Origin of the sequence: Collinsella sp. wc0583 (genome assembly GCF_046116915.1) — a bacterium.
Taxonomy (GTDB): Bacteria; Actinomycetota; Coriobacteriia; order Coriobacteriales; family Coriobacteriaceae; genus Collinsella.
Window position 1 is genome coordinate 66,799 of record NZ_JBJXBN010000003.1, and the last position, 23,569, is coordinate 90,367.

The 23,569-nt window shown below is 57.9% G+C and carries 19 protein-coding genes; 11 read left to right on the top strand and 8 right to left on the bottom strand.

What is annotated here, in order from left to right:
* Window positions 1-147 precede the first annotated feature (147 nt).
* Together ACKUUJ_RS03205 and ACKUUJ_RS03210 are read left to right on the top strand one after the other, a co-directional pair.
* Window positions 148-2,028 carry a diguanylate cyclase gene (locus ACKUUJ_RS03205; protein WP_409064641.1) on the top strand — a complete coding sequence of 627 codons (1,881 nt, stop codon included), beginning with the start codon at window positions 148-150 and terminating at the stop codon, window positions 2,026-2,028.
* 24 nt (window positions 2,029-2,052) lie between these two features.
* The gene (locus ACKUUJ_RS03210) at window positions 2,053-2,409 is read left to right on the top strand and encodes an Hpt domain-containing protein (RefSeq protein WP_022094661.1); all 357 of its coding nucleotides are present in this window, start codon (window positions 2,053-2,055) and stop codon (window positions 2,407-2,409) included.
* A 105-nt stretch (window positions 2,410-2,514) separates the two neighbouring features.
* Here the strand turns inward: ACKUUJ_RS03210 and ACKUUJ_RS03215 are convergent, their stop codons facing one another.
* The 6 genes from ACKUUJ_RS03215 to ACKUUJ_RS03240 all read right to left on the bottom strand — a co-directional run bounded on the left by ACKUUJ_RS03215 (window position 2,515) and on the right by ACKUUJ_RS03240 (window position 9,109).
* The gene (locus ACKUUJ_RS03215) at window positions 2,515-3,324 is read right to left on the bottom strand and encodes a gamma-glutamyl-gamma-aminobutyrate hydrolase family protein (protein ID WP_409064642.1); all 810 of its coding nucleotides are present in this window, start codon (window positions 3,322-3,324) and stop codon (window positions 2,515-2,517) included.
* An 87-nt stretch (window positions 3,325-3,411) separates the two neighbouring features.
* Window positions 3,412-4,176 carry an amino acid ABC transporter ATP-binding protein gene (locus tag ACKUUJ_RS03220; RefSeq protein WP_195445708.1) on the bottom strand — a complete coding sequence of 255 codons (765 nt, stop codon included), beginning with the start codon at window positions 4,174-4,176 and terminating at the stop codon, window positions 3,412-3,414.
* Window positions 4,177-4,212: 36 nt separating this feature from the next.
* Window positions 4,213-5,046 (bottom strand): amino acid ABC transporter permease, encoded by an 834-nt coding sequence (locus tag ACKUUJ_RS03225; RefSeq protein WP_409064643.1) that lies wholly within the window; start codon window positions 5,044-5,046, stop codon window positions 4,213-4,215.
* Entirely contained in the window at window positions 5,043-5,702 is a 660-nt protein-coding gene (locus ACKUUJ_RS03230; RefSeq protein ID WP_006234894.1) for an amino acid ABC transporter permease, read from the bottom strand. Before ACKUUJ_RS03230 ends, ACKUUJ_RS03225 begins: the two co-directional genes overlap by 4 nt.
* 138 nt (window positions 5,703-5,840) lie before the next feature.
* Complete coding sequence (locus tag ACKUUJ_RS03235; protein WP_022094656.1) at window positions 5,841-6,836, bottom strand: glutamate ABC transporter substrate-binding protein; 996 nt, start codon at window positions 6,834-6,836, stop codon at window positions 5,841-5,843.
* Between the two features lie 491 nt (window positions 6,837-7,327).
* A complete protein-coding gene (locus ACKUUJ_RS03240; protein ID WP_409064644.1) occupies window positions 7,328-9,109 on the bottom strand; it encodes a 1-deoxy-D-xylulose-5-phosphate synthase in 1,782 nt (593 codons plus the stop codon).
* Window positions 9,110-9,337: 228 nt separating this feature from the next.
* On the opposite strand from ACKUUJ_RS03240, the gene ACKUUJ_RS03245 reads away from it, so the two are divergent.
* The 6 genes from ACKUUJ_RS03245 to ACKUUJ_RS03270 all read left to right on the top strand — a co-directional run bounded on the left by ACKUUJ_RS03245 (window position 9,338) and on the right by ACKUUJ_RS03270 (window position 15,379).
* The gene (locus ACKUUJ_RS03245; protein ID WP_409064645.1) at window positions 9,338-9,895 is read left to right on the top strand and encodes an HD domain-containing protein; all 558 of its coding nucleotides are present in this window, start codon (window positions 9,338-9,340) and stop codon (window positions 9,893-9,895) included.
* Between the two features lie 3 nt (window positions 9,896-9,898).
* Window positions 9,899-10,918 carry a putative ABC transporter permease gene (locus ACKUUJ_RS03250; RefSeq protein ID WP_409064646.1) on the top strand — a complete coding sequence of 340 codons (1,020 nt, stop codon included), beginning with the start codon at window positions 9,899-9,901 and terminating at the stop codon, window positions 10,916-10,918.
* 407 nt (window positions 10,919-11,325) lie between these two features.
* Window positions 11,326-12,306: a hypothetical protein gene (locus ACKUUJ_RS03255; protein ID WP_409064647.1), complete on the top strand. Its 981-nt coding sequence runs from the start codon at window positions 11,326-11,328 to the stop codon at window positions 12,304-12,306.
* A 463-nt stretch (window positions 12,307-12,769) separates the two neighbouring features.
* Complete coding sequence (locus ACKUUJ_RS03260; RefSeq protein WP_409064648.1) at window positions 12,770-14,047, top strand: ammonium transporter; 1,278 nt, start codon at window positions 12,770-12,772, stop codon at window positions 14,045-14,047.
* 48 nt (window positions 14,048-14,095) lie between these two features.
* Entirely contained in the window at window positions 14,096-14,434 is a 339-nt protein-coding gene (locus ACKUUJ_RS03265; RefSeq protein ID WP_409064649.1) for a P-II family nitrogen regulator, read from the top strand.
* A gap of 87 nt (window positions 14,435-14,521) precedes the next feature.
* On the top strand, window positions 14,522-15,379 hold the full coding sequence (locus ACKUUJ_RS03270; RefSeq protein ID WP_409064650.1) for an HAD-IIB family hydrolase: 858 nt from the start codon (window positions 14,522-14,524) through the stop codon (window positions 15,377-15,379).
* Window positions 15,380-15,403: 24 nt separating this feature from the next.
* On the opposite strand, the gene ACKUUJ_RS03275 is transcribed toward ACKUUJ_RS03270, so the two are convergent.
* Together ACKUUJ_RS03275 and ACKUUJ_RS03280 are read right to left on the bottom strand one after the other, a co-directional pair.
* The gene (locus ACKUUJ_RS03275) at window positions 15,404-18,691 is read right to left on the bottom strand and encodes an ATP-dependent helicase (RefSeq protein ID WP_409064651.1); all 3,288 of its coding nucleotides are present in this window, start codon (window positions 18,689-18,691) and stop codon (window positions 15,404-15,406) included.
* A 6-nt stretch (window positions 18,692-18,697) separates the two neighbouring features.
* Window positions 18,698-19,708 (bottom strand): helix-turn-helix transcriptional regulator, encoded by a 1,011-nt coding sequence (locus ACKUUJ_RS03280; protein ID WP_409064652.1) that lies wholly within the window; start codon window positions 19,706-19,708, stop codon window positions 18,698-18,700.
* Window positions 19,709-19,930: 222 nt separating this feature from the next.
* Between ACKUUJ_RS03280 and ACKUUJ_RS03285 the strand changes: the two genes are divergently transcribed.
* The 3 genes from ACKUUJ_RS03285 (at window position 19,931) to ACKUUJ_RS03295 (ending at window position 23,500) form a co-directional block, all read left to right on the top strand.
* The gene (locus ACKUUJ_RS03285) at window positions 19,931-21,028 is read left to right on the top strand and encodes an RtcB family protein (RefSeq protein ID WP_409064653.1); all 1,098 of its coding nucleotides are present in this window, start codon (window positions 19,931-19,933) and stop codon (window positions 21,026-21,028) included.
* A gap of 10 nt (window positions 21,029-21,038) precedes the next feature.
* Window positions 21,039-21,839: a hypothetical protein gene (locus tag ACKUUJ_RS03290; RefSeq protein WP_409064654.1), complete on the top strand. Its 801-nt coding sequence runs from the start codon at window positions 21,039-21,041 to the stop codon at window positions 21,837-21,839.
* 449 nt (window positions 21,840-22,288) lie between these two features.
* Window positions 22,289-23,500 (top strand): hypothetical protein, encoded by a 1,212-nt coding sequence (locus ACKUUJ_RS03295; protein WP_409064655.1) that lies wholly within the window; start codon window positions 22,289-22,291, stop codon window positions 23,498-23,500.
* The last annotated feature ends 69 nt before the right edge of the window (window positions 23,501-23,569 follow it).

Below are 23,569 nucleotides of genomic sequence, written 5' to 3' on the forward strand. Positions count from 1 at the left end.
AAACCTCACGTCTGCGGCTTCAATCGCGCCGTCTGCCAACTCATAAAAATGTAACAGCATTCACGTGCTTACCTGCATCGGCAAGGTGTTACCCTTGTAACATTTGGAACCCACCGCTACCATGCGAAGCTATCGAAAGGGCCCCATATGCTCAATAATCACGAGGTCAATCTAACCGACGAGGAGGCTGCTACCGAGGTCGCCCGTGTCGCGAAGACCTACCCCGTGGTACGTTTGCTGTCGGCCGATCAGATTAAGAGCGAGCCTAACTGCCTGCTCGCCGGTGATCGCTGCCCTTGTTTGCGCCAGGCAAGTCTTGAGGCCTTGACAGATTCCGATGAGGTGTCGGAGCAACTGCTCAACGATGGCGTTGAGTACCGCGCCCATCTGCGCCCTCTGAAGGTCGAGGGCGAGCCTCATGTCCTGCTGATGGTGCGTCCGATCGATGGGCAAGAGGCTGCAAAAGAGGACCTTGTCTACACCGACGTGCTGACGAGCGTGCACAATCGCCGATATTACGAGGAAAAGCTCCGTAGCGCCCGCATGAATGCCGGCGTTGCGATGATCGACCTTGATGATTTTAAGGTCTTCAACGATACGTGTGGCCGTCATGCCGGCGACCTTGCGCTCGGTGCCGTGGCGACAGCCATGCGCAGCGGAATCCGTTCGACTGACGAGCTTGTGCGCTATGGCTGCGACAAGTTTGTGGTTGTCATGCCCAATATTCCCTCCGATGACTTCACCCGTCGCCTGCATCAGGTGTCCGATGCCGTTCGTTCCACGATTATTCCGGGCCATGAGTACGTGAGCTTGACGGCATGTGTTGGTGGCGTTCGCATTCATGGCGAGACGGTCGATGAGGGCGTTGGCCGCGCTGTCCAGTTACTGAGCCGCGCTAAGGCAAAAGCCGGTACGGTCGTGACAGATGCCGATTCCATCGAGGCCTTCCAAAGCGAAAAGCCTTTGGTACTTATTGTCGATGACTCCGAGATGAACCGAGTCATTCTCAGCGAGATGCTCAAGGACGAGTATTGCATCCTCGAGGCCGACAACGGTCGTACGGCGCTCGACATGGTCGACCGCTATGGTGATGAGTTGTCGCTCGTGCTGCTGGATATTGTCATGCCGGGCATAAGCGGCTTTGAGGTGCTGGCCGGTCTGTCGCGCCGATCGGTTAGTGACAATCTGCCTGTCATCATGATTTCGAGCGAAGATTCCGATGATATGGTTCTGCGCGCGTACGAGCTGGGCGCCTCGGACTATATCAACCGCCCGTTTGACTCCCGTGTCGTGCGCCGCCGTGTAAGCAACACCATCCGCCTATACGCCAAACAGCGCCGCCTGACGAGCCTGCTGTCCCAGCAGTACAACGAGCGTGTCAAGAACAGTCGCATGCTCATCGACATCATGGCTGGCGTCATGGAGCTTCGCAACGGCGAGAGCGGCAGGCACGTTACGAACATCGAAAAGCTGACCGAGCTGCTGCTTGGCTGTCTGGTCCAGCGTAGCGACACCATTTCCCTTGACAATGAGGAGCGCTCCACGATTGCCCTGGCTTCGGCGCTGCACGATATCGGCAAGATGTCGATTGACGATGCGATTCTCAACAAACCCGGGCGCCTTACGTCCGAGGAGTTCGAGATTATGAAGACGCATACCACGATCGGCGCCGACATGCTGCTTGAGCTGGGTAGCCATCACGCCGGCAATGCGCTTATGGAATATGCGTACCAGATTGCGCGTTGGCATCACGAGCGCTGGGACGGCAAGGGTTATCCCGATGGCCTTAAGGGCGACGAAATTCCCATTGCCGCACAGGTGGTTTCGGTGGCCGACGTGTACGATGCTCTGACGAGCGTGCGCGTGTACAAGGACGCTATCCCGCACAAGGAGGCAATTCAGATGATCCTGGACGGTAAGTGCGGCACCTTTAACCCGCTGCTGCTCGATTGTCTGCTTGAGGTGCAAGACCAAATTGCCGAGACGTTGGCACGCCCCGCCGACGTTGTCGCGTTTCCCACGATTTAGTTTGACCAAAGGAGTTTTTAATCCATGATTTCCATGCGTGAGGCGTATGAGAAGATCGGCGCCAATTATGATGACGCGTGCGCTCGGCTGATGGGCGAGGAAATGCTCGCCCGCTTTGCCCTCAAGTTTTTGGATGACGAGAGCATGGACAAGCTGGAGGCCGCCATGGCGGCGGGAGACGCCGAAGGTGCGTTTATGGCAGCGCACACGCTCAAGGGCGTGAGCCAGAACCTGGGATTCGATAATCTGTACGAGCCGGCGGTCGTGGTGACCGAGGCGCTGCGCGGCGCCGATGCCGTTGACGGCGCTCGCGAGGGGATGCATGCGCTGCAGCAGCAATATGCGGCTACGATGTCGGCCCTGCGCGAGACGGCCGAATAAGAGCTTGCGAGCCTTGGGCTGCGCGCCTGTCGCGTATAGGCAAAAGGGCGCCCCGTCGGACCATGTGGCCGGCGGGGCGCCCTTATCTGTTATGCGGTTCGCGAACTAGCGGGTCTGCTTTACCTTGGCCGCCGCCTCGACAAACGACTTCCACAGGTTAAAGTCGGTCTCGAGCGTCTGCCAGGTGTACTCGGGATGCCATTGCACACCCAGACAGAACGGCTGGCCTTCGACTTCGATGCACTCGGGAACGCCGTCGGTTGCCTTGGCGACCAAGCGCGTGCTCTTACCCAGACGATCGACGCAGCAGTGATGTGCGGAGTTGGTCTGGATCAGCCTGTGCCCGCCAACCGCGCGCTCCAGCAGCGAGCCCGGCACGACCTCGACAGGATGCACAGGGTCGTTGAGCACGTGGGTATGGCGCCACTGCGTGCGGCCCTCGCGCGCGCCCAGGCTCGGCACGTCCATGCACAGGGTGCCGCCGGTGGCGACGTTGAGCAGTTGCGTGCCGCGGCAGGTGGTAAAGAGCGGCTTTTTGGCACGGAGCACCTCGCTGACCAGCTTAAACTCAAAACTATCGCGGATCTCGCAGCAGAGGGTGGGGTCGTAGGGTCGATCATCGCCCCAACGTTTGGGATTGACATCGGGGCCGCCGGGAATGGAGATGCCGTCGGCGATATCGACGTAATGACGGATGACCTCAATGTCCTCGGTGATGGACATCTGCAGCGGCAGACCGCCGGCGGCAAGAATGGCGTCGACAAATACGCTCGCAATCTCCTCGTTGGGGGAGAGCGTCTCGCTCAAATAGGGCTTCGCTTCTTCCCAGCGTGGTGCTACCAGGATAAGCGGGCGGTCAGCGGGATCGACGTCGACGTGCGGAGTGTAGGACGATGAGGTGCGGGTTCCGATCATGGGTGCGGCTTTCGAATCCGGGTGGACATGGCACAGGGGTGGCGCGGGACAAACGTTACTGATGAATTTGCCCGCGTGGCAATTGGGCTAGTGGCCCTTAATGGAGTTGAGGAAGTCCTGGGCGCGCTTGGTCTTGGGGTGGTCGAAGAACTCGTCGGGTGTGCCGGTTTCCACGATCTGGCCGTCGGCCATAAACACGACGCGGTCGGCCACGCGGCGGGCGAAGTTCATCTCGTGCGTGATGACGATCATCGTCATGCCCTGCTGGGCCAGACGGACCATGACCTCGAGCACCTCGTTGATCATTTCGGGGTCAAGGGCGCTCGTGGGCTCGTCAAAAAGCATGGCCTTGGGTTGCATGGCAAGCGAACGTGCGATGGCTACACGCTGTTGCTGGCCGCCCGAGAGCTGTGCGGGCACCTTATCGGCCTGCTCGGCAACGCCCACGCGGCCCAGCAGGTCCATGGCGCGCTCACGAGCTTCCTCCTTGGAGACGCCCAGCACATCGACCGGTCCCAGCATGACGTTCTGCAGTACGGTCATATGTGCAAACAGGTTGAACTGCTGAAATACCATGCCCAACTCGGCACGCATGCGGGCAAGATCCTTGCCTTCCTGTGGCAGGGGCTCGCCCTCGATGAGGATCTCGCCTGAGTCGATGGTTTCCAGGCGATTGATGGTTCGGCACATGGTCGACTTGCCCGAGCCCGAGGGTCCGATCACAACGACGACCTCGCCGCGGTCGACCGAGAGATTGATGTCGTTGAGAACGTGCAGATCGCCGTAGTGCTTATCGACGTGCCTGAGCTCGATCAGCGGCTGATTGCCGGTGGAAGAGGTGCTCTGTGCCATGGTGCTCGGCTCCTTATGACTCGAAATGGTAAAGTGTTAGCGGATGATGGTCGCGCCGGTCTTGTGCGAAACGTAGACAGCGGCCTTGTTAATCGCGACGTTGATGAGGATGTAGATGACCGCGATAACCAGGTAGACCGACACGAGGGCGTCGTAGTTGGTAATGAGCACGCGGGCGTTTTGCATGAGGTCGGGGTAGCTCACCACGTAGGCGACGGTGGTGTCTTTGACTACGACCACGAGCTGCGAAATCAACGACGGAATGATAAATCGAATAGCCTGCGGCAATACGATTTTAAAGGTGATTTTAGCCTTGGAGAGACCGAGCGCCTGGGCCGCCTCGACCTGGCCACGCGGCACGGCGTTGACGCCGGCGCGGAAGATCTCGGCGAGTACGCCGGCTGCGGCGAGCGCGACGGGAAGCGTGAGCATCCAAAACGACGGTAGCGCGATCTTGTACTGGGGCAGCACCAAAAAGAAGAAGTAGATGAACAGCAGGCTCGGCACGCCGCGGAAGAAATCGGTGAGCACGCGGCAGACCAGCTGCAGCGGCTTGATGTCGCTGGTGCGGCCGAGCATAAGGCCTAAGCCCAGTACCAGCGCGATGGCGCCAGCGGTGAGTGCGACTTTAACGGTGCCCTCAAAGCCGGCAAGTAAGAACTTCCAGGTGGAGAGGTGCGTAAAGAAATACCAATAGTGGACCGAAAGCTGACCGGTCACATAAAAGCGCTGCAGTACCAAGGCGATGAGCGCCGCCACGGCAACCAATGAGATGGCGGTGCCGATGCGAATCTTGGCGCGCATCTTGGGGCCGGGAGCCTCGTAGAGCGCATCGCGCATGGTGAGCGCGGAGGTGGAATGCTTGCTCATCGGAGGATCCTCACCTTCTTATCAATGTAGTTGCCAATGTGGCTCACCACAAAGGCAGTGCCCAGGTAGCCGAGCGCCGAGATAAAGAACGCGGCGACGCCGCCGAGCGAGCGCGTGTTGATGTAGCTCACCACGCCGGTGAGCTCTTGCGGCTTAAGCGGCACCTGGCTGCCGAGCGCGGTGGTGAGCATGACGGCGATAAAGAGGTTGGTCATGGGCAGCACGCTCGAGCGCAGTGCCTGCGGAATCACGATCTTGGCGAGGATACGATTGAAGCTCATGCCGAGTGAACGTGCGGCTTCCACCTGGCCGACGCCGACGGTGTTGATGCCGCTCATAAAGTTCTCGGAGCCAAAGGCCGAGCCCAAAAGGACCGTGGCGACGATAACGCAGGTGCGGTAGGGCAGGACGACCTTGAGCGGCGGCAGCGCATAGACGACGATGATGAGCAGTGCGATGCCTGGGATGTTACGGAAGACCTGGACATACAGGTCGCCAAAGACGCGCAGCGGCTTGAGCGGCGACACGCGCATCACGGTGACGGCGACGGCCAGCACCATGGCGATGGCAAACGACTCAAGCGTCATGCCCCAGGTTGCTAGCAGCGCGTCGATATAGTTCTGGCCATAGAGCGACCAGAGCTCGGAGAGACTCATGCGGACCTCCCGCCGATAAGGAAAGGGGCTTCCGTGTGTACGGAAGCCCCGACAACTCTGTGAGGAAACAGTTTACCGCAATAAAGCGCATCGTGCGTTTCCATATGGTTTCGTTGCGGCCGTTACTAGGCTCGTTGCCTAGGCGCCGATCTCGGGCAGCTCGGGAACATTGGTGTCGCCCGTGCGGTCGCCGATGCAGATCTGCCACAGCTCGGTCCAGGTGCCGTCGTCCTCGATCTTCTTAAGGAAGTCGTTGACAAAGGCGACGCCGTCGGAATCGAGCGGCAGGCCGATGCCATAGGGCTCCTTGCTGCCGAAGGGCTTGCCGGCGATCTTGTACTTACCGGGCTCGCGGACCAGGGCGCTCTGCTGCATGTTGTTATCGATGACGTAGGCGTCAACGCGACCCTGCTGGAGTGCCTGACGGGCCTCCTCGTCGGTCTTGAACTCCTGCTGGCTGGCCTTGGGAGCGAACTCCTCCAGGATGGCGGGGCCGTTGGAGCCGGACTGGACGGCGACGTTCTTGTCGGCCAGGTCGTCGACGCTCTTGATGTCGTCGTTATCGGCGAGCACCAGGATGGCCTGCTGGGTGTAGTAGTAGGGACCAGCAAAGGAGACGAGCTTCTTGCGCTCGTCAGTGATGGTGTAGGTGGCAAAGACAGCGTCGACCTGGCCGTTCTGCAGAACGGACTCGCGCGTGTCCGAGGTCACCTGGGTGATCTCGACCTTGTTCTCGCCCAGAATGTAGTTGGACAGGAGCTGTGCGATACCGGCGTCGAAGCCGCGGGTCTGACCGTCTTTCTCGTTGAGGAGGGAGAAGAGCGTGGAGGTCTGAACGCCACCGATCTTAAAGACGCCGGCGTCCTTGACGGCCGTCGCCCAGGTGCTGGCGGCGATGGCGTCGTCATCGGCCTTGGGGCCGTCGTTGACGAGCTTGTCGAACGCCTTGGCATCGAGCGTGGCGGAAACCTCGGTATCCTCGGAGCCCTTGGAGGAGCCGGCGGCGGAACCCTTGTCGGCCTCGGCGCTGGTGTCAGAGCAGCCGGCAAGACCAAGGCCGGCGACGGTTGCGAAGGTGGCGGCAACGAAGCCGCGGCGGTCGAGAACGACCTGCTGGGAGAGGTTCTTGCTCATGGTAGAACACCTTTCTCAATAAAATCCCTAGCGGTTGAGTAGAGTTATACCCTATCGCGCTCAAATGGGTCAACACGAAATAACACAGAAACATACTTACCTTATGGGTTATTCTACCTACCAAAAAGGGACAGGTTTATTTTGGCAGGTTTTATCTGGGCAAACGTCGGTTATTGCTGCTGAGATAGCGCTTTTCGGACGGTCCGCCTCGCTGTTTTGTCTCAATCTGTAACAGGTAGACGAGGAAATGGGTTCTAGCTGTTACAGATCGAGATTTTCTCTTCAGGGGAATTCGAATGTCTCGATCTGTAACATCTGGACGGACAAAAGGTCTCTATCTGTTACAGATTGAGACAAAGGTCTGGGACTAAAATGTCTTATCTAGATCTGTAACAGCTGGACGAGGATTTATCCTCTAGATGTTACAGATTGAGATAATCGCGTCGCGAAAATAAAAACCTCCGCAGGGGTGCTTCCCTTGCGGAGGTTATTTACTCGTTGAGTAGCCTTACGGCTTCGGCGGCCATGTTCTCGACCGTCATGCCGTTCTGCGCGAGCAGCTCGTTGGGGTCGTAGCGGTCGGGGAAGCCCTTGGCGATGCCAAAGGTGCGCGTGCGCACAGGCGTGCAGGCCAAGTAGCACGCGACACGCTCGCCCCACCCACCGTCCAAGATGCCGTCCTCGAGGGTGACGACAACGCGATGCTCGGCGGCAAGGCTGTCGAGAAACTTGCGGTCAAGCTCGGTTGCAAAGCGCGGGTTGACGAGCGTGGCCTCGATGCCGTACTCGGCAGCCAAGCGGTTTGCCACGCGCTCGCCCAGTTTAAAGAAGTCGCCAAGCGCAAGCACGGCTACATCGCGGCCCTGACGCGCGACGTTGTAGCGCACGACGCTGTAATCGGCGCCCTCGGCGGGCGCCAGATCGGGACGGCTTACCAGGCCGATGCCCGGTACGCGGATTGCCACGGGATGCTCGCGGTGGTCGAGCGACCAGCTCAGCATGGACAGGTATTCTTCCATGCAGGCCGGTGCCAGGTAGCGTATGTTGGGAAGTCCGCCCAGCATGGAAATATCAAAGAACGAGAGGTGCGTCTCGGACGTTGTGCCAAAGACCGAAGCGCCAAACACCAGGATGGTTGCGGGGGCGTCGTTGAGGCACAGGTCGTGCCACAGTTCATCGTAGGCGCGCTGCAAAAACGTGCCGTATGCGCCAAAGACCGGCTTGGCGCCGGCGCTGGCGAGCGCGGTGGCAAAGGTGACGGCGTGCTCTTCGGCAATGCCCACGTCGACAAACTGCTTGCCTGCCGCGGCGCGAAGCTCGGGCGTAAAGCCCATGATATAGGGCGTGGCAGCCGTGATGGCGACAACCTGCGGGTCGTTCGCGATAGCGGCGTTGAGTGCCTCGCTCGTAATATCGGCATAGGTGCGCGGTGCGGGCTCGCTCGGGTGGCCCGGGCAAAGTTTGCGACCGGTTGCCATATCGAAGGGCCCCACATGATGCCAGTGCTCGGGGTCGCTCTGGGCTGGCTCAAAGCCCTTGCCCTTGGCGGTGGAGACGTGCAGCACGATGGGATGATCGATATCGCGCAGCTCCTGCAGCGTATCGACCAGCGCTTGGACATCGTTACCGGCGTCCAGGTAGCGATAGTCGAGCCCCAGCGCGCGGAAAACGTTGCGCTCGCAGGTGCCGTTGCTGGCGCGCAGCTCGGCCAGATTGCGATACAGACCACCGTGGTTTTCGGCAATGGACTGGTCGTTATCGTTGACGATAATGATCAAGTTGCTGTCGAGATCGGCGGCATTGTTAAAGCCCTCAAACGCCAGACCGCCCGAAAGCGAGCCGTCGCCAATAACGGTAATGACGTTATACGTGTCACCCGCCAGGTCGCGCGCGTGGGCAAGACCGCAGCCCAAGCTCACCGAGGTCGAGGTGTGACCCATGGCAAACAGGTCATGCTCGGACTCGTCGGGATTGGCAAAGCCAGAGGCCTCGCCATAACGCTCCGGATCGATATAGGTGTACGCGCGCCCGGTCAGCGCCTTGTGGGCGTAGGTCTGGTGCGACACGTCGAAGACAATTTTGTCGGTGGGGGAGTTAAACACGCGGTGGAGCGCGACCGTGAGCTCAACGACGCCCAGGTTGGGGGCAACGTGTCCGCCGACAGCGGCGGAGCTTTCGAGGATGGCGTGGCGAATCTCGTCGCAGAGCTGCGGGAGCTCGGCGCGATTAAGAGCCTTGACGTCCTCGGGCGTTGTCGTTTGCGTAAGCAGCATCGTTGTGGGTTACTCCATGCGAATCGAGCGCCGGCGCTCCCTCGGCCGGCACAATTGCACAGAACAGTCTCGCACATTTTGGCGTTTGATATGTGACGGCGGCGCGGTAATTCGCCAACTGGCGAGGCAAAACGTTTTGTCCGATGCCATACTGGTAGATTCGATGATGATTTTATTCAATGCGTGCAGGCCGTGGCTTGCCGCCGTGAGCCGCTGGAAGGAGGCAGCATGTCTGATGCCGTTCGTGCCGAGAAAATCGCGCACGAGGTCGACTATGCCGCCCACCAGCTGGCCCAGGCGGGCCGTCTGGGCCTGACGCGCGAGTTTATCCAGCATGGCGATGTGACGGTCTATGCACATGTGACCTCGGTGGCGCGGGCAAGTCTGTCCTTTGCCGAGCGCTTGGGCCGTGCTGGCATTTCGGTCGACCGTGCATCGCTGTTGCGCGGAGCCTTGTTACACGATTACTTTCTCTACGATTGGCATGACCCCGATCCGAGCCATCGACTGCACGGATTTCGGCATCCATTTTTTGCCCTGGCACGTGCCGAAGAGGATTTTGAGCTGACGCCGTGCGAACGGAATATTATCGCGCGACATATGTTTCCGCTGGTGCCAGTGCCGCCGACGTGTCGCGAGGCATGGATTGTGTGCCTGGCTGATAAGTGGTGCGCACTGTGCGAGACGGTCGCCGGCCGTCTGCCGCGCAAAGACGGCGTGAACGATTTGAACGAGGGCTCGAGTGACGGCTCGAGTAAAGCATCGAGCGAAAAGAGGAGAGGGTAGACGGTGGGGACCGCGATTGATATGGCATTTGGCGGCGCGACGCTTGCCGCCTGTCCACTCTCGGCACTGGTACTCTCGTTTGCCTTTTACGGGTTTTGCGGCTGGGCATGGGAGTCGACAGTATGCGCCATGCTTAACCAAGGACGCTTCGCCAACAGCGGATTCTTGCTGGGGCCGTGTTGTCCTATCTATGGTGTGGGCGGCATAGCCTGCTGGCTTTTGCTGCGCGGGATTCCGGATGCCTCGGGCCAGTTTGTCGCGGCGGCGCTTGTATGCAGCGTAATCGAGTACAGTGTGGGCCTCCTATTGGAAAAGACAACAGGCGCTCGCTTTTGGGATTACTCGCACCTGCCGTTTAATTTGCATGGACGCATCTGTCTGTACTGGGCCTGCGCGTTTGGCCTGGGTGCGCTGTGCATTTGCCGTTTAGTGGAGCCGGCATTGCTGGGGCTGCTCGGCCATCTGCCGGTGCTGATTGTGCGGCTGGCGGCCTTTATCGTCGCGGTCGCGATGATGGTCGATGCGGCGTGCTCTTTGGCCAGCTGGCGCCGTTTGTCCGATCAGCTGGAGCGTGTGCGCGCCGACCTTGCCGACCGCATCAACGAGTCGCTTGCCGATGCGTCTGACTCCATGCTAGAACGTATTCCCGATTCGGCGATCGACTCGGTGACGCAGACGCATATCCGCAGCCGTGCCGTTAACGCGTGGCTGGCCGAGCTGGGCGATGCAACGCTCGATGCCCTGCGTGAGAAGGCTTCGATGCCGACGTTTATCTCGGACGGCGCTCATGGCCTGGCACTTGCCGCCCGCCGCGTGGCCGATGCCGCGCCGAGCGTGCCCCATCCGTCGCTCGCCCGTCTCCGTGCCGGCAGGCGCGCGAGCCGTCCGGTGCCGAGTGTGTCGCTCAGTCGTCGCGACCTGCGCTTCTTCAATGCCTTCCCGCGTCTGCGCATCAATTGCTACGAAGGTGTCATTCGAGCAACTAATCTCCGCGACCGCGCGCACGAGCTGTTTCGGCGCTAAGAGCTGGAGTCGTAGAGGCGCCTTGCAGGTGCGTGTTTCCTAGGGAAGTCACCTTATCGCTCTGCCCAATCGTGATTCCCCTAGGGAAAACACGCTACTGCCGTCGCTGACTGTGATTCCCTTAGGGAAAACACGCTAAAGAGCTCCTAGCCGTGTTTCCCCTAGGGGAATCACGTTTGAACTGAGGCTACGAGGTATCATCGATGCCAGAGGGCCTAGAGAGGGCAAGGAAACTGCCGCCTGCACCTCGATGACAACCGTTCACCGAGCGACGTAGTTGTGGTGCGCGCCGGGATGACGTCTTTGACCTGCGGCGTCAAGCAGTACGTCAAGCTTTTGGTCAGTTAATGGCAAGAGATTGGCAAGGTGCCTTTTGGCTATGCTGCCTCTATTGGGAGGTGGCTTTCGTGAGGAATACCAGCGCACGGCAAAGGATTGAAGAACAGCTTGATGGGGCGGAGCGCTTGCAGCGTTGTCTAGTGCCCAAAACCAGGGCGGATCGCGAAGCGCTTCGTCGCGCCGTAGCGGCAGGGGTGGCCGTGCGTCCGTTTAGCGGGATGTTCATGCGCGCCTCCACGTGGGATGCGCTCAAGACGAGTCCGCGCGTTCGTTGGCGCTATGTTCAAAATACGTTTCTCGACGAGCACCCTGACGAGGCCGTCTGTTCCTTTTCTGCTGCGCTTGACCATGGACTTTGGGTTTCGAAGAAATATCTGGACACAATTCATCTTGTAGCTAGCGGGCGCTCGCATGGTAGGTGCGGTACGGGAATCCATCGGCATGAGTGCCCTCTAAATGAGATCGAGCTAAACGGCACCGTGAAACGAACGACGCTAGAACGGACGGTGCTCGACTGCTCACTTGTTGCTTCTTTTGAAGACGGTTTGGCTATAGCTGATAGCGCCCTGCGGTTCTGCAAGCTCGATATCCAAAAGTATCGCGACTATGTTGAAGCGTTGGCGCGATGTCGCTCTGGGGCCTTGTGCGCTGAGATGGTAGCGCGCTATGCCGATGGCGCTTCGGAGAGCGGCGGTGAATCCATCGTGCGCGGATTGATTGTCGCGCTGGGTTACCTTCCTCCGACCATGTTGCAAGCCGAGTTTGTTGACCCGATCGATGGCGGTGCGATTCGTGCCGATATGTACTACGAGTTGCCGAATGGGCTTCGCTTAATTATTGAGGTCGATGGTTTTGGTAAATACGTTGGCGCGGACGGCCTGGGAAAAGAGATGCAAAGGCGTTTGGTTGCAGAGCGTCAACGAGAGTCGCACATTACGGCTCTGGGCATTCCGATCATGAGGGTGCAATTTAGCCGCGTGTACGAGGACGGTTATCTCGAACACCTACTGAGGCGTTTCGGTGTGCCAAAAGTCGCTCCTCATATGTAGCGTTGGGCAGTGGAGGAGATGTTGATAAGGGTTGTTTTGCATGGTATGGCTTTTGATATGGTCGTCAGCTTCTTAAGGGGGCGTTACCCTGCTCCGCCCAGTTGTGATCTCCCTAGGGAAAACACGCTACTGCCGACGCCGACTGTGATTCCCCTAGGGAAAACACGCTAAAGAGCGCCTAGCCGTGATTTCCCTAGGGGAATCACGGACGAATCTGATGCGGAGTCTGCCTTGGGACTGCCTTGCCTCTGCATATAGCTGATTTGAAATGCGGGCATAGATGGCCTCCTGTCGTCCTTGCGTTTCCCATTGGTTTCGCGACCGTTGCCGCGCCGTTTCCAAGATTGCGGCACCGTTTCCATTCGACAACGCAGCGTTTAACAACGCTGTATCTGGTCTACACCAGTTTCCCCTCGGCCGCATTATGGGCGCCGACAACGTTCATGCGATCAAGGGGGAGCGAATGTACGATACGGGATCGACAACGTTTATGCTCATCTGCACCATGCTCGTGTTTTTAATGACACCGGGTCTGGCGTTTTTCTATGGCGGCCTGTCCAGGCGCAAAAATGTCATCAACACCATGCTCATGTGCTTCGGCGCCATTGGCCTGGTTGGTGTGCTGTGGATTGTTGCCGGCTGGTCGCTGGCCTACGGCGGCGACGGTTCCAGCCCGTTTATTGGAGGCCTTGACCAGCTGCTGTGCCTGCCGGTGCTCAACCAGGTGCTGCAGGCGGCCGAGGGCAATGCCGCGGACGGCGCCGTCTATCCTCAGATCATCAACATCGCCTTTCAGATGGCGTTTGCCATGATCACGGCTGCTATCGTCACGGGCAGCCTGGCCGGCCGCGTTAAGTTTGGCGCCATGACGGCCTTCCTGGGCATTTGGCTGCTTGTGGTCTATGCGCCGCTTACCCACATGGTTTGGGGCGGCGATGGCTCCTTTATCGGCGACGTCATCGGCGCACTCGACTTTGCCGGCGGCGACGTAGTACACATTTCGTCCGGTCTGACGGGCCTGATTCTCTGCTTAATGCTTGGCCGTCGTCGCGGTTTTGGCATGGTGAGCTACCGTCCGCATAACGTGCCGTTTGTGGCGCTGGGCGCCGGTCTGCTTTGGTTTGGCTGGTTTGGCTTTAACGGCGGCAGCGAGTTTAAGGCCGACGCCGTGGCGGCGCTCGCCATCCTCAACACCGTGACGGCCAGCGCGGCGGGTATGGTCTCGTGGCTTGCCGTCGAGCGCGTGCGCACCGGTCGCCCCACGCTGGTGGGCGCCAGCACCGGTCTGGTTGCGGGCCTTGTGGTGGTCACGCCCGGCGCAGGCTTTGTCGAGCCGTGGGCAGCGCTGGTTATGGGTTTGATTGTATCGCCCGTCTGCTACTTGGCCATCAGCCATCTAAAGACCAAGTTCGGCTACGACGATGCGCTCGACGCGTTCGGTTGCCACGGTATCGGCGGCATCTTGGGCGGCGTGCTCACAGGCCTGTTCTGCGTGCCGGAGCTCTCGTGGACCGGTAAAGGTGGCCTGTTCTACACGGGTGACGTGTCGCTGCTCATCTCGCAGATTTTGGGCATTGTGGTGACGGTTGCTATTGTGCTGGTGCTCGACTTGGTGATCGCCACGGTGGTCAAGGCGCTGTTCCACGGCAGCCTGCGCGTGGACGAGGCTGACGAGGCGCTGGGCCTGGATGCGAGTCAGCACGGCGAGAGCGCATATCCTTCGTTTAGTGGTCTGGACTAGCGGTTTCTAACGTTCTGTCAGACCAACTCTTAAAGAGAGGAATTTACTATGAAAAAGATCACGGCTATCGTGCGCCAGGAAAAGCTTGAGGTTCTTAAAGATGCGCTGTTTGCTGCCGATGTTCGCGGTATGACTATCAACCAGGTGCAGGGTTGCGGCGCACAGCATGGCTGGAAGGAATACGTGCGCGGCAACGAGCTGCTTGTCAACACGATTCCTAAGGTGCAGTTCACGCTCATTTGCGCCGACGAGCACGTCGACGGCATTGTCGACATCATCTGCAATGCCGCTCGCACCGGTGCCGTTGGAGACGGCAAGATTTGGGTCGAGCCGGTCGAAGAAGTCATCCGCATCCGTACCGGCGAACACGGCCCTTCTGCGGTGTAGGACAATCTTTCGCCTGACGGGTGCGCCTCTCTTGGGGCGCGCTCATTCTCGTCTACAATATCGTGCAGACGAAGGAGAGGCATGCCCATGATCAAGATGTTTGCGAGTGACTTAGACGGAACGCTGCTGAACGCCCTGCACGAGGCAGACGGGACCATCCGCCGTGCCATTCGTGAGCTGACCGAGGCCGGCCTGCATGTGGTTCCCGCGACCGGGCGCTCGACGTTGCCGATTGGTGAACATGGCTTTACAGGTCTGGCACTCGACGCCTGCTGCTCCAACGGATCCATCGTGCGCGACAGTCATGGCGAGGTGCTCAAGACCTGGACCATCGACCCGCAGATTACCGAGGAGCTGCTCAAGGAGTTTCCGGATATCTGTTTTGACTGCTCCACACCCGATGGCATGTTTTCGAGCGGATCGTTCGAGATGCACCAGGCGGGCTTTAAAAAGGACAGCCCTATCAAGCGCGTCGTGATGCGCGGTATGCGTGCACGCGGCGGGTATCACGAGGAGCAGTATTTCGACCAGTTGATCGGTGACATCCTGCGCCACGATGTGTGCAAGATCAACTGCCGCGTGACCTCGCCCGAGCTGGAGCGCGACCTTAAAGCATATTTGGCCGAGCGATCGGACCGCGTGGTCAACGCGCCGTTCGATCCGGTGATGTTCGAGATCACGGACGTGGCGTGCAACAAGGGCGAGAGCGTGGCTTGGCTGGCGGGCTACTACGGTATTGCCGAGGACGAGGTCGCGGTCTACGGCGACGGCGGCAACGACATCGCCATGCTCAAGCGTTTCCGTCACAGCTACGCGACCAAAAACGCTAGCGATGCAGCTAAGGCCGCCGCGAGCGCAACTATCGGCAGCTGCATGGCCCATGCCGTTCCCAAACACATGCTCGCCACCATGCGCAAGCAAAACTCCCGCACCGTCATCGAATAATGTGGCAAAGGGACTGCCACTTTGTCACATTCCGGGGTTCTCGACTAGCCAGTGCTCGTAGGCGCGCTGCATGACCTCGGTTTTATCGGCTTTTTTGCGGCAGCCCTTCTGCTCCTCGATGGCCAGCTCATAGGTATCGCTCTGCTCAAAAGCGCTGGTATCCCAAGCACCGTGTTCAATGCGCGACCATACGGCATCGATGAGCTGCTCGAGTTCGGCAATGTCAACGGCGTTGGCGGTTGCCGCGAACGGCGGGCGAAGCTCGCCCGTCGTCTTGTCGGGTTCTACATAGTAGTCGCCCATGGAGGTGACGGTGTAGCCATAAAACTCGGGTGACGCTTCGACCAGCAGTTTGTAAAACTTGAGCTGACGATGGTAGCCTGCAGGGATTTCTTTGCCAAAGCCAGTCTTGTAGTCGACGATCTGCACCGTCTTAGCTGCATCGTCAACGAGGAGCAGGTCAAGAAAACCAAAGAGTGGAGTTCCACTGGCAGTTAGACACTGCATGTTCGCTTCCGTGATGCAACGGTAGCCACGTACGTGCTCGACAAGCCAAGGGACGAATGCATGACAAATGCGTTCGAAGCGGTCCGAATAGCGACGGACGTCCTCGGGGGCAAAATCGAGCCACGAAATCTGCTGGCGATACTCGGCCTCAATTGTCTCAATTGCCGCCGCGCCATCGGTTGCCATCCGATTAACGATTTCTTCGAACATCGCGTGAACGATAGTGCCGAATTCGGTTTGGATCGTGGGCGCAGTGGGCAGGCGCACAATCTGCTTCTCAGGGAAGTGCTGGCTATTTGCACACCCAGGCTCGTAGGTCACAAAGTTGTTGAGTGCCGTGGCAGAGAGGTGTTTTACGTCGGTGTGAGGTTCCAAAAGCGCACGGAGCTCGGGCGTATCAAACACGTAGTTGTCGCGCCATTCGGTTTCGATGGCGGCACTGAGCTGGTCCGCTTCAGCAGAAACCTCGCAAGAGTCGATAAGCCCCGTGAGCTCCTGCAGCGCCGATCCGCCGGCGCGGTACAGCTCGAGGTGCCGCTTAGCGCGTGTGATGGCTACAAACAGCAGACGGCGCGCATCGTCGTCATCCTTTTCGTCGCGAATAAGCAGGTTGGACGGGTACAAGCTCATGCCGCCAGCACCTTTGTGCCAGGTGGAGTCGTCGGCGTCGAGCAGGTAGACGCAATCGAACTGCAGACCTTTCGAACTGTGAGCGCTAGTAAGGCGAACGGCTCCCGGTGTGCCAAGATCGATCGATGCGTCGATGCTCACGTCAAACTTTTGCGCGGCGTCGAGTTTGTCGACAATATCGGGCAGGCGAAGTGTGCGTCCCATGCGGCGCGCGTCGCCCATTTCACCCTCAGCAAAGGTGAGCAGGGCGCGGATGCCGGCATTGAATTCGGCGGCGCCCAGCGGATCCTGTTTTTTATGATCCTGATAATAGTCAAGGCTGCGTTTGGCAATCTTAAAGAGCAACGCTTTGACCGGGGAGGCGCCGGCCTCGGCCGCCCACTGCATAAGGTCGTCGTACAGCTCTTTGACGCGGGCGCTATTACTCTCGCACATGGCGGTCATCCAGTCGCCGCGATGCTCGCGCTTGGCGCTGAGCGCAAACGTCACGGACGATGGATGGTCGCCGCCCAGCTCGGCGGCACAGACAATCTGCGGAAGATAGCTACAGGCGAGCTCTTTCTGCCCGCGAGCAAGTGCGGTAACGCAGCGCAACAGTGCCAGCATCGTCTGCATACGCTCGGAAGCAAAGAGATTCTGCCGCTCGCGATAGGAGAACGGCACTTTTTTCTTAACGAGGAAGGGGATAAGCGAGCGCAATGCGGCGTGTTTGGCAGAGATGACTGCAATTCCTTCATTGGGATCTTCGCATTTATCGAGATAGTGATCATCAAGCCGCTGCTTAATGCTCGCAGCGACAGCGGCGTATTCCTCGGCTTTGCCGCCGAAGACGTTCTCACTAAAGTCGACCTGATCACCCTGAGGCTTGGAGGCTTCGATTGACTTATTCGAGCTGGCGTCGAGGCGATATTCAATTTGGCGTGCGATAGCTTGACCAAGCTCAACGATGGCGGGCGTGGAGCGATAGTTGGTCTTGAGCACGATGCTCCGGGGCGAAAACTCGGCCGCAAACTGGTTGGCACATTCGATCGTGGCGCCCTGAAAACGCATGATGGCCTGATCGTCATCGCCGACGGCCATGATATTGGGCGCATCAACGCCGTCGCAGAGCAGCTCGATGATGCGCATCTGGGCGCCATTGGTGTCCTGAAACTCGTCAACCTGGATATAGGTATAGGTGTCCTGGAGCACTTGACGTAGCGCATCGTTGTGTTCGACGGCGTTAACAAAGTCGCCGATCATATCGTCGTAATCGTAGAGATGGTGCTGGTCAAGCTCGCTCTGGTAGCTACGCGCGACGTCGCAAGCGGTCTTAAGTCGCTCGCTCTGCTCCGCAATCTTAAAGGTGCGTCCCTGAGAGTTGCTGCCTCCAAAGAAGGCATCGCGCACCTTGGTGTATCCCGACGACTTTCCCTTCTCGTCAATAAGTTCGGTGCGGCGAACGGTGTCGCGCAACTCAAGAATGTACGGCACGTACGTACCGGCGGGACAGTCGATCGGGCGGGTGAGCGATGTGGGCGCCATGCCGCAGGCACGCTCGACCTCTTCCTCAAAGCGTTCGGCCAACGCGGCGCTTGCCCTTTCGCAGGCGAGCGTAAGCAGCTCGGAATGCTCGGTGAGCCAGGCAGCGGCGTCGATATTCTGCTGCGCGATGGCGCCCAGCGTGTCGTAGTCCAGGCCACTGCGTTTGATTTTGGAGACAAAGCCAATCATCTTGCCGATGTTTTGCGCGGGCATATCGGGCGACCCTCCGCCCAGGGGCGACCCAAAGGGAAGCGATTTGAGCAGCCGATCAAAAATCTCTTGCTGGTGCAGGCTAGTAACAAGCGTGTCGGTCGATGGGCGCATGAAGTACTCGGGATAGCGCGACCTGATGCTGCTTGCAAATCCGTGAAACGTGCTGACTTCGATGCCGTAGGCGTCGCGCCCAATGAGCTCAATCAGGCGTTTGCGCATGGCTTCCGCGCCCGCCTCGGTATAGGTAAGACAGAGGATGTTGCGCGGGGCGACATCGCACTTGGCCAGGATGTTCGCCGCGCGCAGGCTCAGTAGCTGCGTCTTGCCGGTGCCGGGACCGGCAATGACGAGCAGCGGGCCATCTAGGCATTCGACGGCCTCGCGCTGTTCGGGGTTCAGGCGTTTAGACGATTCATCGAATTTGGGGGTCGTATCCATGAAATATTACCTGTCTTCCTGGTAAAGTGCCCGAGTGTCGTCGAGATATTTGAGATACGTATCGATGGCGCTTTGGGGCTGAACGATCTTAATGAACGTGCTGAGTTGCAGCAGCCAGCCAAAGAACTGCGGCGACAACGGAGCTTTGACGGTCGCCAGCAAGCGCCCATCCTGGTTTTCAAACACAACGGCGTCGAGCCCGAACTTGTCGATGAGCGGGTTCATCGCACGGTCATCGAGTTCCAGTACCACAGCGGTCTTGTCCGCCGCATACACGCCAAATGATGGTGAGACGTGATCTTCGAGCACATAGCCGGCAATGCGCGGATCCTTGGTTGAGGGCTCTTCGGATACTGCAACATCGAGCATGCGGTCGACGCGATAAGGTGTGAACGGCTGATGACCCGAGCCGGCATTAGCCCATTTATCTCTAAATCCAATCATGTAATAGAGTTCGTCGGAGTAGATAAGGCGCACAGGCGTGAGCTCGTAGGTCTTTCCGTCATGATTAAGAGCCTTTTGCTTGGCGGCGTCGTAGTGGAAGTAACGAAACCGAATTTTGCGTTTTTCGCGCATGGCCTGCTGAATCAAGTCGATGTTGAGCAGAGCATCGGAGTTTCGCATCTTCACGCGCGAAGGTACGTCGACACGCTTGTGCATCAGCTCGCGTTCGCCCAGGCTGGCGAGGCTCTGCAGCTTGCCGATGAGGTGGTCGGTCAACTCATCGGTCAAAAACGGCGAACTCTGCACGGCGTCAACAAGCATGATGAGTTCTTGCAGGTCGAGCGGGCGCGAGGCCAACGCCCATTCCTTGCCACTGCGCTGGTCGATGTTGAGCCCAAAGTCGCGAAGCGTTTGCAGGTCGCGATAGATGGCCTTGCGTTCGGCCTCGAGGTCGTGATAGGCGAGCTCTTCGATGATCTGCTGCGTTGTGAGCCCGTGCGTGCTGTCGGTCTTTTCCATCAAGGTTTTAAGCAGGAACAGAAGCCTGAGCTTTTGATTTGGTCTGTTCGCCACGTTGTCTCCTTTCGCCGGCAGGGTATCAGCCGGAGATGCAAAACAAGACCCGTTATTGGGACTCATTGTAGCCCGCGCGACCGTAGTATTCGCAGCAATGAGAGTCCGAATAGGGCGAAAGGTGGTTAAACGGAAATCGGCGGTTTGGCTGGCTGGTGTGACATGCGCTCTGTTGGCTTGGGGCCGGTTCCGGTTTACAAGGATCAGAACAGGAGAAATGCGATGGCGGACATCAAGGTCTTTGCCGAGAATCTTGAGGATTCAACCAAGGAGCAGATCGAGGAGATTTCCAGCTGCCCGGCGTTTGAAGGCGCCAAGATCCGCATCATGCCCGATGCCCATAAGGGCAAGGGCTGCGTGATTGGCTTTACGGCAAACTTGGGCGACAAGGTGATTCCCAACCTGGTGGGGGTCGACATCGGATGCGGGATGTACTGTGTGCCGCTTGCGGAAACCATCGCGCGCGACGACCTCATTCAGTTCAATCGCGATGTGAAGCGCGCGGTGCCTACGGGCTTTAGCCTTCATCGCGATCCTGCCTGCGTACTCGCGGACTTTGACATGGAGTCGCGTGATTGGCTGCAGGATAAACGCAAGGTTGAGCGCTCTATGGGTACGTTGGGCGGTGGCAACCACTTCATTGAACTCGACGAGGACGAGGACGGGCGCCAATACCTTGTCGTGCACACCGGCTCGCGCAACATGGGCAAGCAGACGGCGGAGCACCATCAGGCGCTGGCGCAGAAGACGTGCACGGCAGATATCCCCGACGAGCTTAAGTATCTCGTGGGAGATCTTTCTGCCGAGTATCTCGTCGATATGCATAACTGCCAGCGCTTCTCGAATCAGAACCGCAAGGCGATTGTCGCACAGATTGTTGAGCGTACGGGGATTCGACTCGACGGAGACGGCTTTACCACCATGCACAACTACATCTCGGAAGGCGGCATGATTCGCAAGGGCGCCATTAGCGCTCATGCGGGCGAGATGGTGCTGATTCCGTTCAACATGCGCGACGGTGCCGTTATTGCGCGCGGCAAGGGAAACGAGGACTGGAACTGCTCGGCGCCGCACGGGACGGGTCGCGCGATGAGCCGCACCAAAGCGTTCCAAACGCTCGATACCAAGGTGTTCGTTGACGAGATGCGCGAGGCCGGCGTCTACTGTCCAAGCGCATGTGAGACGACGCTCGACGAATCTCCCGAAGCGTATAAACCTGCAGATGATGTACTGAGGCTCATGGACCCGACGGTCGATGTTATTCACCGACTCAAGCCGATTTGGAATTTTAAGGCTACTGGTAAGCGCGGTAGGCGTTAGGAGGATTGCGATGACGCTAAAGATGGACTCCAGGGACGACCGAATTGGCCGTTCTGTGAGTATGGGCGAGCTGATGAGCTTCCCGGGCGTGATGCCGCCGTTCGCTAATCGGTGCGGCGGGAATCGTGGAGAGCGTGATGATGAGGGTTTTGACCTCAGTGGTTTTCACAATCGGGTGGTTTCTGGACTCGACCGTGGTGTGGAGGCGTCGGTGCTTGAAGCCCCGCGAGTGTTGAAGACCGGTATACCGGTCGATGATGCCCTAGATGGCGGCGTTGGGCTGGGCAAGCTCAGCGTGATCGGCGGCGCGCATGAAGACGTTTCCAACGCGCTGGTGCATGCGGCCTTGCGCCTGAGTGAGCAATGCGCCGTGCTCTACGTGCCGATTTGGGAGCGTGAAGAGGACGCGATCGCCCGGCTTATTCGCGCTGAGATGGATGACAAGGTGTCAGATGATCCTGAGGAACAACAGGTTGAGACAATCCGCGCAACGATGCGCCTAAAACAGCGAAACCTAGGCATTTTTGTCGAGGACAACATGACCATGGACCTTTTAACGAGCTGGTTGCTCGGCGATCAAACGTGGGACAGAGCAGTGCTAGAGAACATCGTGGTCGTAATCGACGGACTCGAAATACTCGACGACAACCGCCCGATAAACGCTGCCCTGCGCGACTTACGCAACATGCTCAGCCCAACATCCGCCATCCTAGCGGGTTGCTTCGCGGCGGAGGGCCGAGAAGACGACGAAACGTTCGCGGAGACCCACTGCAATGCAGACGCTTTAGTCTGCATACTTCATGGGGATTAGGCCGACAAAGACGACGTAAAGCTCATTTATAGGCGTGTTCTCAGTTGGAGCTCAATGCGGCGACGGTTTGGCCCCGAGACACGTGTGCCTCGGGGGTCATTTTGTTATTAGGGGATGGAAAACTGTATTCAACGCAGGAGGCGTAACCATCGATGCGATCCGCGACCATCTGGACTAGGGACAGGGTGATAGGGCAATGATTGCGTTCGTGCAAAACTCTTGCAGCTTTGAACCGTTGCGTCCAATGTCCGAAGAGCCCCTTGCGCCCAATTTGACCTGCTGCAGCCAAGCCTGTGAAAAGCGTTTCAGCACATAGTTATTAATCCGCAGGGGCCTGTTGCCTGCAAAACCACACCGCTAGTCTAAATGTTGCCTGTTGGGAAGGCCGGGCGAATTAGCCTTGTATCGTAGGACGTTTGAGATGCTGAAGTATCGAAAGGAATGCTGCAATGAGTTGGGAAAATGTTGAAATTAACAGAGAAAAGCTAATGGATGTTAAGGGAGTGCTTCAGTTATCGGCGGATTTCTCTCCAATCATTCAGAACCAGATGTTCGATGTCGATATGCATGGATTCCCAGTCTTTACAGATAAGAACATAGCATTATTGAATATGTTGTTTGACAACGATGTCGCGTATGCCAAGGTCACAGAGTCTAGCTATGAAGAAGAAATGAAACTTATATTTGAAGGGATGTTCGATTCGACTTCTCGAGAGGCGCAGCAAACGAATATCCGACGTGCGGTCTATCGAATTAATAGGGATAACTCAACAAGCTTGCCAACTCTATCCGGAAGCAAAAAGAAAAGCGCGTCAGGGAAACCAACACAGAAACAGATCGTTGAGCTACTGAAGATTTCGAACGGAGAACGTCTGGATGGAATTGATTCGAACGAAAAGGGCGAGAACAAGGAGCTCGAAAGAAAGCTGACAGGCGGATCCTTACTTACGGCTCGGGCAATTATTGACATGATTCAATTTGGTGACGATTCGGGCGGGGCTGTCAAGAACGCCATTTTAGCGGGTGAAGCTGGCTTAGTTTATAAAATTGCCCACGCAGCCGAAGAAACAGTCAATAACGCGCTGATGCAAGAAGCAGCGGGGAAGAATGATTCGGGCATTGTCGTAAAAAGAATCGAAAAGAACAATTTTTCTTTCGCTACCAAATTTTGTCATCATGCGTGCAGAAGAATAGGTGAGGGAGCTGGCAAGTACTGTATCTACGATTCAGTTGTTCATGAATTTCTTCCTTATTACGCTTGCGAATATATAGAAGCTGACACCCTTGGCAAAATATGCGGGTTTAAACCGGAGCGCACTACATTTAAAGAGCAGTACAAGAAAGTAAATGAGTTAATTGACGCATGGAAGAAGCTCTCGGCTCAAGAGGCTTCTGAAAAAGGTGAAGGCTATGGGTACGAGAACTATCGCAATCTGTACGATGCGGTTCTTGAATCCATCAATAGATGGAGAGATGCATGGATACTCTGCCCAAATAGCCAAAGCTGTGTAATTCATCATCACCTGGATGGTGACCAATGTAATAATTTGGATTACTGCAGCTTCGATCGCTTTGTCTGGTATTTCTTTAAAAATCAATGGCGCAAGAAAAAGGCAGAAGGGCTGCTAGAGGATTGGGAAAGTCTTCCGTGCAGCTTGTAGCTTTGGATCCGAACAGTTCCAGACGATCTTATCAAGGCTGCGCCTTTTTGACGCAGCCTTCTTCTTTAA

Excerpts from the sequence above, each read along its gene's own strand:
- ACKUUJ_RS03205 (WP_409064641.1), top strand. The coding sequence starts at position 148 with ATGCTCAATAATCACGAGGTCAATCTAACCGACGAGGAGGCTGCTACC.
- ACKUUJ_RS03215 (WP_409064642.1), bottom strand. The coding sequence starts at position 3,324 with ATGATCGGAACCCGCACCTCATCGTCCTACACTCCGCACGTCGACGTC.
- ACKUUJ_RS03225 (WP_409064643.1), bottom strand. The coding sequence starts at position 5,046 with ATGAGCAAGCATTCCACCTCCGCGCTCACCATGCGCGATGCGCTCTAC.
- ACKUUJ_RS03270 (WP_409064650.1), top strand. The coding sequence starts at position 14,522 with ATGATCAAGATGTTTGCGAGTGACTTAGACGGAACGCTGCTGAACGCC.
- ACKUUJ_RS03285 (WP_409064653.1), top strand. The coding sequence starts at position 19,931 with ATGGCGGACATCAAGGTCTTTGCCGAGAATCTTGAGGATTCAACCAAG.
- ACKUUJ_RS03290 (WP_409064654.1), top strand. The coding sequence starts at position 21,039 with ATGACGCTAAAGATGGACTCCAGGGACGACCGAATTGGCCGTTCTGTG.
- ACKUUJ_RS03275 (WP_409064651.1), bottom strand. The coding sequence starts at position 18,691 with ATGGATACGACCCCCAAATTCGATGAATCGTCTAAACGCCTGAACCCC.
- ACKUUJ_RS03230 (WP_006234894.1), bottom strand. The coding sequence starts at position 5,702 with ATGAGTCTCTCCGAGCTCTGGTCGCTCTATGGCCAGAACTATATCGAC.
- ACKUUJ_RS03210 (WP_022094661.1), top strand. The coding sequence starts at position 2,053 with ATGATTTCCATGCGTGAGGCGTATGAGAAGATCGGCGCCAATTATGAT.
- ACKUUJ_RS03265 (WP_409064649.1), top strand. The coding sequence starts at position 14,096 with ATGAAAAAGATCACGGCTATCGTGCGCCAGGAAAAGCTTGAGGTTCTT.
- ACKUUJ_RS03245 (WP_409064645.1), top strand. The coding sequence starts at position 9,338 with ATGTCTGATGCCGTTCGTGCCGAGAAAATCGCGCACGAGGTCGACTAT.
- ACKUUJ_RS03295 (WP_409064655.1), top strand. The coding sequence starts at position 22,289 with ATGAGTTGGGAAAATGTTGAAATTAACAGAGAAAAGCTAATGGATGTT.
- ACKUUJ_RS03240 (WP_409064644.1), bottom strand. The coding sequence starts at position 9,109 with ATGCTGCTTACGCAAACGACAACGCCCGAGGACGTCAAGGCTCTTAAT.
- ACKUUJ_RS03260 (WP_409064648.1), top strand. The coding sequence starts at position 12,770 with ATGTACGATACGGGATCGACAACGTTTATGCTCATCTGCACCATGCTC.
- ACKUUJ_RS03220 (WP_195445708.1), bottom strand. The coding sequence starts at position 4,176 with ATGGCACAGAGCACCTCTTCCACCGGCAATCAGCCGCTGATCGAGCTC.
- ACKUUJ_RS03235 (WP_022094656.1), bottom strand. The coding sequence starts at position 6,836 with ATGAGCAAGAACCTCTCCCAGCAGGTCGTTCTCGACCGCCGCGGCTTC.